Raw genomic sequence first — 8,279 nt, 5'->3', positions numbered from 1 at the left:
ACAAGAAAATCTCTTTTCTGGTCTGACGGCGCTTACTGCTGAATTCACTGTCGGCGAAGGTGAGCTGATGACTCATGATGAACCCTTTTTCATGGCTCCAGATGACAAACATGATCTCATATCAGGGACTTGTTCGCACCTTCCCTGAGTCAGCCGAGAAGAATTTCCCCGCTTATTCGCACCTTCCCGAGATCAATACCAATAAGCGCAACGTTTTCCATGATGGCCTCTCCTGAAAGAAAAACACCCTGTCAGCGTACCGCTCACAGGGTGGGGGTGACCATCTCATTAGACCCGGGCCTTGGCCCGGGTCTTTGCATGTCAAGGGGTGGACTCAGCGCGGAGGCAGACCCAGCAGGGCACGCAGCTGGTGCGCGGTGGCCTCGACCGCCGCCCAGTCGCGGTCAGTGACGGTGACGTGGCCCATCTTGCGGCCGGGGCGGGCTTCGCCCTTGCCATAGAGGTGAAGGTGCACCCCGGGCAGGGCCAGGGCACCGGCCCAGTCCGGGGTGCCGTCTTGCCACAGATCACCGAGCAGGTTGAGCAGGATGGCGGGTTGCACCTCGGCTTTTGCCGGCAGGGGCAGATCGCACAGGGCGCGTACCTGCAGCTCAAACTGGCTGCAGCCGGCGTTGTCGATGCTGGGATGACCCGAATTGTGGGGGCGGGGCGCCATCTCGTTGACCAGCAGCTGGCCGCCGACCAGGAAGAACTCCACCGTCAGCACGCCCACGTAGTCGAGGGCGGCGATGATGTGCTCGGCGATGCGCTGGGCCTCGGCCTCCAGGGCGGGCACGTTGGCCGGGGAGCGGGTCTGATCCAGGATGCCGCCGCTGTGCCAGTTCTGCACCAGGGGCAGGGCGCTGATGGCACCGCTTGGGCTGCGCGCCAGCGTCAGGGCAAACTCCCCTTCCAGTGGCAGGCGTTTTTCCAGCACGCAGGGTACGCCGCTGGCGGCCAGAGCCGCCGGCAGCTCGCTGGCCTGGTGAATGGTCCACTGCCCCTTGCCATCGTAGCCCTCGCGGGCGGTCTTGAGGATGGCGGGGAAGAGGTCGCTTGGCAGGGCGGGCAGCGGCTCGCCGGGCAGCAGGGTCAGGTTCGGGGCGACCGGTACGCTGGCGCGGGTCAGGAAGGCTTTCTCTTCCCGGCGATCCTGACAGACACGTACTGCGCTCGCGGCCGGGCGCACCGGCTTGTGCTGCTCCAGCAGGGCCAGGGAGGTGGCGGGCACGTTCTCGAACTCGCAGGTGATGGCATCACATCGGCGGGCCAGTTCGGCCAGGGCATCGGCGTCGTCATAGGCTGCGATGATCTGATCGTCGGCGGCGGCGCCGGCGATGCTGGCGGGATCCGGATCCAGCACGATGACCTGATAGCCGAGGCGGTGGGCAGACATCACGAAATAGCGGCCGAGCTGGCCGCCGCCGAGCATGCCGAGGGTAGCGGGAGGCAGTATCATGCCGGCTCCTCCAGGGTGAGGGCCAGCACCCGATCGCGCTCCTTGGCGCGGAAGCCGTCGAGCTGCTGATGATAACGGGGAGCGTCGCCGTCCTGAGCGACGGAGAGCAGGGACACTGCAAACAGGCCGGCGTTGGCGGCACCCGCCTCGCCGATGGCGAAGGTGGCGACCGGTACGCCCTTGGGCATCTGCACGATGGAGAGCAGGGAGTCCATCCCCTTGAGCTGGCGGGTCGGGATCGGCACGCCCAGCACCGGAATCGTGGTCTTGGCGGCCAGCATGCCCGGCAGATGGGCGGCACCGCCGGCACCGGCGATGATGGCGCGCAGGCCGCGTTCGCGCGCACTGGCGGCATATTCAAACAGGAGATCCGGGGTGCGATGGGCGGATACGACGCGCGCTTCATAGGGCACGCCGTGCTCCTTGAGGATGCGGGCGGCGGCCTGCATCACGGGCCAGTCAGAGTCGGAGCCCATTACCAGGCCGATCAGGGGAGGGGTGCTCATTACTACTCCTTGCAGTCAAACGTTTGTCTCTGGTTGGCAAAACAAGCCGGCATGCCGGCTCAGAATTTCTCGGGTCGCACTATTTCGACCGTTTGCAGGAACGCAATCATAGCGTAATCGGGGTAGTAACGGATCTTAATATGTTCCATCAATCGTTCGGCCTGCTCGCGAGTGCAGATCGCCTCCAGCCTGATATTGCCGCTTTCACTCCAGCTGGCGTTGCGTTCGCCATGGTCTCCCCGGCCCCGGGCATCGGTGATGGTATAGCCGCGCAACCCTTCTCGGGTCAGGGTGCGCAGCAGGGTGGGTTCCAGGGTGGCCTCTGTCACTATGGTCAACAGGGTGCGGGTCTCGGTCTGCATATGGCTACTCCATGAAGTGGCGGGCCCAGCTGTGGTAGAGCGGGATCCCCAGCATGATGTTGAACGGGAAGGTGACCCCCAGCACGGCGCTCAGCGACAGTCCGGGATTGGCCTGGGGCAGGGCGATGCGCAGGGTGGCGGGTACGGCAATATAAGAAGCGCTGGCGGCCAGGATGGCAAGCAGGGTCAATCCGCCGAGGGAGAGCCCCATCAGCTTGCCGACGGCCAATCCCAGTCCGGCCGAAGCGAGCGGCATCAGCAGAGCGAAGCCGAGCAGGAACAGACCGTGACGGCGCAGGTCCTGGCACTGGCGCGCGACAATGAGGCCCATTTCCAGCAGGAACAGGGCCAGCGCTCCCTTGAACAGGTCGACAAAGAGCGGTTTGAGGGGAGCGACCCCTTCCGGTCCGGCCAGGTAGCCGATGGCCATGCCGCCGAGCAGCAGGGTGACCCCCTTGCCGAGGAAAGTCTCGTGGGCCAGCATCCGCCAGCGGGTCTGGCGACTCACACCACGCGCCAGCACTATGCCGACCAGGATGGCCGGGATCTCCATCACTGCCAGGAAGATGGAGAGCTGGGATTCGAAGTCGATGCCGCGCTCGGTGAGCCAGTTCACCCCGACCGCGAAGGTGGCCACGCTGACCGAACCGTAGTGGGCGGCGGTGGCGGCGGCATCGATCCGGTTCATCTTGATGCGCAGCAGGGCAAAACCGAGCAGGGTCTGCACCACGCCGAGCAGGATCACCAGCGCCAGCTGGGGCAGCAGGGGGAGCAGGGATTGCTGGGCCAGCCCGACGCCGCCCTTGAGGCCGATAGCCAGCAGCAAAAAGAGGGAGAGAGTATCGTAGAGGGCGGGTGGTAGTTTGAGCTCGGAACGTATCAAACCGGCCAGCAGGCCAAACAGGAAAAAGAGAACAACAACATCCAACATGATGACTCGCGGGAGCAGTCCACAGGGTGGTTGCATGCTAGAGTGCATGATGCTTCGATAAAATCAGATTTTGATTGATGGTTGTTCGGTAAAAACTGATAAGGGGTCCGATGCTCAACTACAAGCAGCTCTACTACTTCTGGCATGTGGCCCGCAGCGGTGGCGTGACGCGGGCGGCGCAGCAACTTCATCTGACCCCGCAGACCATCAGCGGCCAGGTGGCCGAGCTGGAGCAATCCCTCGGCGTGGCGCTGTTCAACAGGGTGGGCAGGCGGCTCGTGCTGACGGCGGCCGGTCGCCAGGCGCTCGAACAGGCCGGGGCCATCTTCTCGCTCGGCGCCGAGCTGGAGCACTCCTTGCGCCACGCCAGCCAGGAGCTGACCATGCAGGTGGGGATTACCGCGTCAGTCCCCCGTACCCTGGCATTCGAACTGCTGGCGCCGGCCATGGCACTGGCGACCCCGCTTCGGCTGATCTGCCATGAGGAGCGGCCCGACCAGCTCTTCAGCGAGCTGGCCAGACACAAATTGGACATGGTGCTAACCGACCGCCCGCTGCCCCCCGACAGCGGCATCCGCGGCTATAACCACGAGCTGGGGCGCAGCCCGCTGGCCCTGTTTGCCAGCCCGGCGCTGGCGGCGCAGGCCCGCAAGGGGTTTCCCGCCGCGCTGGAGGGGTTGCCCGTGCTGATCCCGGGTGAAAAGTCGGTGACTCATGATCGCTTGCTGGTCTGGTATCACCAGCAGGGTATCCATCCCCACCTGGTCGGCCAGTTCGATGACTCTGCCCTGATGAAGTCGTTTGGCAAGGCGGGGATGGGGATCTTTCCGGCTCCGCTCGCCATGGGGGAGGAGATAACCCGCGTCTATGGTGTCGAACGGATTGCCACCCTGCCCGAGGTCACCCTCTCCTACTATCTGGTCTCGGCCGGCCGTCATCTCTCCCACCCCGGCGTGAAGGCGGTGATGGAGGGGGCCAGCCAGCGATTGGCGGCACTGGAAAATAAAAAATAGAAATCTGGATGGCTATACATCCAAGACGGCTCTGCCTATAATCCCCCCGCTTTGGCGCATCATGCTTAAAAGGGAATCCGGTGAGAATCCGGAGCTGGCGCGCAGCGGTAAGGGGGAACGAAGCGACATCAGGGCACTGCCGTCAGGTGGGAAGCCGTCGCCGTAGGCCATCAGCCCCCAAGCCCGAAGACCTGCCAAAGTTCGTATTTCGGGCCGAGAGAAACCGGCCACGAAGTAGATGCTTACGCGAACTTAAGGATCTCTCATGTCCAAGACATTATTGGCGGCTGCCCTGTTGCCAACGGCGGCCTTTGCCCAACAGATGACCATCCCCGTCAACCCCACCATGGTGGTGACCGCCAACCGGGTGGAACAACCTGCCAGCACCGTGCTCGCCCCCGTCATGGTGATAGAGCGCGCCGAGATCGAGGCTCGCCAGGTGCAGAGCCTGCCGGATCTGCTGAAGACCCTGCCAGGGGTACAGATCACGACGCTGGGTGGCCGCGGTCATGTCAGCAGTCTGTTTATCCGTGGCACCAACTCCAACCACTCCCTGGTGCTGATGAATGGTCGTCCCGTTGCCGCCATGGTGGCCGGCACACCGGATCTGAGCCAGATCCCCCTCGACAATATCGAGCGCATCGAATACATCCGCGGTCCGCGCGCCGCCGTCTATGGTGCCAATGCCATTGGTGGTGTTATCAACCTCATCTCCAAGACCTCGGCCAAGAACGGCAGCGAAACCCACCTGAAGGGCGGCGTGGGCAGCCATGGCTACGGCCAGGGTCAGGTGCGTACAGTGCAGGCCTTGGACGAGCAGACCGACATGAACCTGCTGGTGGGCTATGAGCGCACCGATGGCTTCGACGTGGTCGCCGGTGCCCAGCAGCCGGATAGGGACGGTTTTGACAGCCTGAACGGCCAGTTCGGGCTGAACCACGCGTTCAACGACGCCTGGAGCGCCGATTTCAACGCCCAGGGCTATGACAACCAGACCGAGATGGACGACCCCTATATGTCGTCGGATCAGAGCCGGGTGCAGGCTTTCCAGTACGATGGCGGTCTCAAGTATCAGAGCGGCGCCCTGAGCAGCCGGCTGGAAGCCAGCTACGGCGAGAACAAGCTGAAGAGCTGGTGGGAGAGCAATGGGGAGTCCAGTGCCGAGCCCATCCACACCGGTCTGACCCGTTTCTCCTGGATCAACAACTGGAGCGGTGTGGAAGGTTTGTCTCTGACCGGTGGTGCCGACTGGCAGCAGGAACAGATGAAGTCAGATTCCCGCAGCTATGGTCAGTCGTTCAATGCGCCAGATCGCGACAACACGGGCCTGTTCGCCGTGGCGAGCTACCGCTGGCAGGCGCTGCTGGGTGAGTTGTCCGGTCGTACCGATGACAACGATCAATATGGCCGCAACAACACCTGGTCTGCGGCAGCAGGGCTGGACATTAATGAGAACCACAACATCCGGTTGAGTTATGGCACGGCCTTCAAGGCACCGACTTTCCTCGACCTCTATTACCCAGGTTATGAGAACCCGGATCTGAAGCCGGAAGAGAGCAAGAACCTGGAGCTGGACTTCTCCGGCCGTTACACCGCCTGGGACTGGTCAGTGAACCTCTATCGCAACGAGATCGAGAACCTGATCTCCTGCCAGAGTGCATTCTCCACCTGCAAACCGGGTAACACGGATGCCGAGATCCGGGGTGTGGAAGTGGCCCTTGGGCTGGAAACCGGCCCGCTTCATCACGATCTGAGCTTCGATTACACCAAGACCGAAGACAAGAACGAGGGGGACCAGCAGTTGCTGCGCCGTGCCAAGCAGAAGGCGAGCTGGTTGACCCAGGCGCAGCTGGGCCCGGTCGATCTGTCTACCGAGTTGCTCTACGTGGGCAAACGGGATGACAAGAACTTCAGCAGCTTCCCGGCTGAGCGAGTGGTGCTGGGCTCCTACACCCTGGTCAATCTGGGGGCCAGCTACGAAGTGCTGCCACAGCTGACCCTGGGAGGACGCATCGACAACCTGTTCGATCGTGACTATGTTCCGGCCTATGGCTATGCCTCACCGGGCACCGAGTTCAAGCTGACCGCCGACTACCGTCTCTGATCCGCTGCTCTACTTATATAGAGAGGAAAAAGCGAGGCCCCGTCTTGTACGGGGCCTTTTCTATTGGCCGTTGGCGGGAGTATGATCGCCGCCTCGCATCCAAGGGGGAGCTCTGGTGGCCAATATTCTCGTGTTCGACTCCGGTATGGGCGGCTTGACCGTCTATGGGGAGATCCGTCGCACCCTGCCGGCACACAACTATTTCTACTGCTTCGACAACGCCCACTTCCCCTATGGCGAGTTGAGCGAACCAGAGCTGATTTCTGCCTGCACCGGCTTGGTCAGCCACATGGTGGCCGAGCACGCCATCGATCTGGTGGTGATCGCCTGCAATACCGCCAGCACCATTGCCCTGCCATCCCTGCGTACCGCACTCAGCATTCCCGTGGTCGGCGTGGTCCCCGCGATCAAGCCTGCCGCCGCCCTGACCCGTAACGGCTACATCGGTCTGCTGGCAACGCCCGGCACCGTCAGCCGTGACTATACCCATGAACTCATCGCCCAGTTCGCCCCGGGCAAGCATGTGCTGCTGAAGGGGGCCACCGAACTGGTTATCGAAGCCGAGCGCAAGCTGGCGGGGTTGCCGGTCAATATGGCCCTGCTCAGAGAGGTGCTCGCAGACTGGATGGAAGGGGAGGAGAGGCCGGATACCCTGGTGCTGGGATGTACCCACTTCCCGTTGCTCAACGAAGAGATCAAACAGCTGATGCCGGAATGCCAACTGGTCGATTCGGGTCTTGCCGTGGCAAGGCGGGTGGCGCATCTGCTGGCGACACTGCCGGTCCAGGCGCCTGGCGAGGGGACGGGACGTGCCTACTGCACGCGACTGGATGCAGGGGCCCAGAAACTGACAGCCCCCTTGCAAGCTTGGGGGCTGTCGTCACTCGAAGAGGTGGTGTACTGAATATCAGGCGTCGACGTCGTTGACGTCCTTCTCATCCCGGTCCCGCTTGTCATTTGCTTCACGCACTTTCAGGGTGCGCTGCTGATACTCCTTGTCATTGAGCGCGGCGATGGCCTTGGCCGCATCGGCGACAGGCATCTCCACAAACCCGAAGCCCCTGCGTTTGCCGGTGGCCTTGTCCTTCATCAGACGAACTGACAGTACCTGACCTTGCTCGGCAAAGAGTTCGCGCACCGCAATCTCGTTGGCGCGATAGGGCAGGTTGCCTACATATAAGGTACAGGTCTCCTGGCTGGTTGCCTGTTCGAGGGCGGTTGCAGGCGCACGGTTAAGGAAGAGCGGTACCACGAAACCGCCAATGGCCAGACCGGCGGCAAAAATGACTTCGACTTTCAGAGAGAACTGCAGGGCCTGGGCAACCAGATAGCCGAGCAGCGCCAATACCAGAGCAAGAACTGCTGCCTGCACATAAACGGGAAACTTGGATAAATTCATCTTTAAAGACCTTTTGTAAATGAAAGCAAAAAAGGTGCAACACTCTATTCACCTTCATGGTAACCAGCTTTACGACCAGACGCTACCATGGACCACTTGAGGCAAATTATCCGCTTCAGTATGGCATTCCTTCAGCCAGGAAGATCCTGATAAATGCCAATAAAAGAGGGCTGAAATCATCAGCTTGTGGATAACATTGTATATATACACTGGGTAAGTTGTTTCTAACTGGATAATTTGAAGTTTCCGTGACTTTCTTCAAAAAATCCCTTGTCATCGTAACCGGCCTCCCTATAATGCGCCCCTACCAGTACGGCGGAACACGCCAACCTGATGAGCCAGCTTCCCTTAGGAAGTGGGCGCCGAAAGAAAAGCGAAAACAACCGCTTGACTTTCGAAGTGAGGAGCGTAAGATGCGCCTCCTCAACGCGATAAGCGTGACGCTCTTTAACAATTTGAATCAAGCAATCTGTGTGGGCACTCACAGCATCGAGCATCAAAAACA

Annotated in this window: 8 protein-coding genes and 1 riboswitch; of the genes, 3 read left to right on the top strand and 5 right to left on the bottom strand. The window is 61.5% G+C overall.

The genetic code is table 11. The features are described 5' to 3' along the window. Positions 1-334 precede the first annotated feature (334 nt). Genes J9892_RS14505 through J9892_RS14490 form a run of 4 tightly spaced genes read right to left on the bottom strand, consistent with a single transcriptional unit; the run spans position 335 to position 3,258 of the window. Entirely contained in the window at positions 335-1,459 is a 1,125-nt protein-coding gene (locus tag J9892_RS14505) for a 5-(carboxyamino)imidazole ribonucleotide synthase (RefSeq protein WP_210538535.1), read from the bottom strand. Then, positions 1,456-1,965, bottom strand: a complete 510-nt coding sequence (purE, locus tag J9892_RS14500) for a 5-(carboxyamino)imidazole ribonucleotide mutase (protein ID WP_042026785.1) — start codon at positions 1,963-1,965, stop codon at positions 1,456-1,458. Before purE ends, J9892_RS14505 begins: the two co-directional genes overlap by 4 nt. Before the next feature lie 59 nt (positions 1,966-2,024). Continuing rightward, complete coding sequence (locus tag J9892_RS14495; protein WP_026456329.1) at positions 2,025-2,327, bottom strand: nitrogen regulatory protein P-II; 303 nt, start codon at positions 2,325-2,327, stop codon at positions 2,025-2,027. A gap of 4 nt (positions 2,328-2,331) precedes the next feature. Continuing rightward, on the bottom strand, positions 2,332-3,258 hold the full coding sequence (locus tag J9892_RS14490; RefSeq protein WP_113979229.1) for a sodium-dependent bicarbonate transport family permease: 927 nt from the start codon (positions 3,256-3,258) through the stop codon (positions 2,332-2,334). Positions 3,259-3,368: 110 nt separating this feature from the next. On the opposite strand from J9892_RS14490, the gene J9892_RS14485 reads away from it, so the two are divergent. The 3 genes from J9892_RS14485 to murI all read left to right on the top strand — a co-directional run bounded on the left by J9892_RS14485 (position 3,369) and on the right by murI (position 7,279). Then, positions 3,369-4,271, top strand: coding sequence for a LysR family transcriptional regulator (locus tag J9892_RS14485; RefSeq protein ID WP_113979230.1), 903 nt, complete (start codon positions 3,369-3,371; stop codon positions 4,269-4,271). A gap of 35 nt (positions 4,272-4,306) precedes the next feature. Further along, a riboswitch (cobalamin riboswitch) is annotated at positions 4,307-4,485 on the top strand. A gap of 51 nt (positions 4,486-4,536) precedes the next feature. Beyond that, on the top strand, positions 4,537-6,375 hold the full coding sequence (locus tag J9892_RS14480) for a TonB-dependent receptor (protein ID WP_111896993.1): 1,839 nt from the start codon (positions 4,537-4,539) through the stop codon (positions 6,373-6,375). Between the two features lie 115 nt (positions 6,376-6,490). Next, positions 6,491-7,279 carry a glutamate racemase gene (murI, locus tag J9892_RS14475; protein WP_171865900.1) on the top strand — a complete coding sequence of 263 codons (789 nt, stop codon included), beginning with the start codon at positions 6,491-6,493 and terminating at the stop codon, positions 7,277-7,279. Between the two features lie 3 nt (positions 7,280-7,282). On the opposite strand, the gene J9892_RS14470 is transcribed toward murI, so the two are convergent. Further along, the gene (locus J9892_RS14470) at positions 7,283-7,774 is read right to left on the bottom strand and encodes an RNA-binding protein (protein ID WP_029313407.1); all 492 of its coding nucleotides are present in this window, start codon (positions 7,772-7,774) and stop codon (positions 7,283-7,285) included. Between the last annotated feature and the right edge of the window lie 505 nt (positions 7,775-8,279).

This window comes from Aeromonas sp. Prich7-2 (assembly GCF_017939255.1).
GTDB classification, from domain to species: Bacteria; Pseudomonadota; Gammaproteobacteria; order Enterobacterales; family Aeromonadaceae; genus Aeromonas; species Aeromonas caviae.
The sequence above is the reverse complement of the archived record's forward strand: the minus strand, read 5'-3'. Positions and strand labels throughout refer to the sequence as shown.

What these genes read in the sequence shown, in the direction of transcription:
- J9892_RS14480 (WP_111896993.1), top strand. Translation starts at nt 4,537, where the DNA reads ATGTCCAAGACATTATTGGCGGCTGCCCTGTTGCCAACGGCGGCCTTT.
- J9892_RS14495 (WP_026456329.1), bottom strand. Translation starts at nt 2,327, where the DNA reads ATGCAGACCGAGACCCGCACCCTGTTGACCATAGTGACAGAGGCCACC.
- purE (WP_042026785.1), bottom strand. Translation starts at nt 1,965, where the DNA reads ATGAGCACCCCTCCCCTGATCGGCCTGGTAATGGGCTCCGACTCTGAC.
- J9892_RS14490 (WP_113979229.1), bottom strand. Translation starts at nt 3,258, where the DNA reads ATGTTGGATGTTGTTGTTCTCTTTTTCCTGTTTGGCCTGCTGGCCGGT.
- J9892_RS14485 (WP_113979230.1), top strand. Translation starts at nt 3,369, where the DNA reads ATGCTCAACTACAAGCAGCTCTACTACTTCTGGCATGTGGCCCGCAGC.
- J9892_RS14505 (WP_210538535.1), bottom strand. Translation starts at nt 1,459, where the DNA reads ATGATACTGCCTCCCGCTACCCTCGGCATGCTCGGCGGCGGCCAGCTC.
- J9892_RS14470 (WP_029313407.1), bottom strand. Translation starts at nt 7,774, where the DNA reads ATGAATTTATCCAAGTTTCCCGTTTATGTGCAGGCAGCAGTTCTTGCT.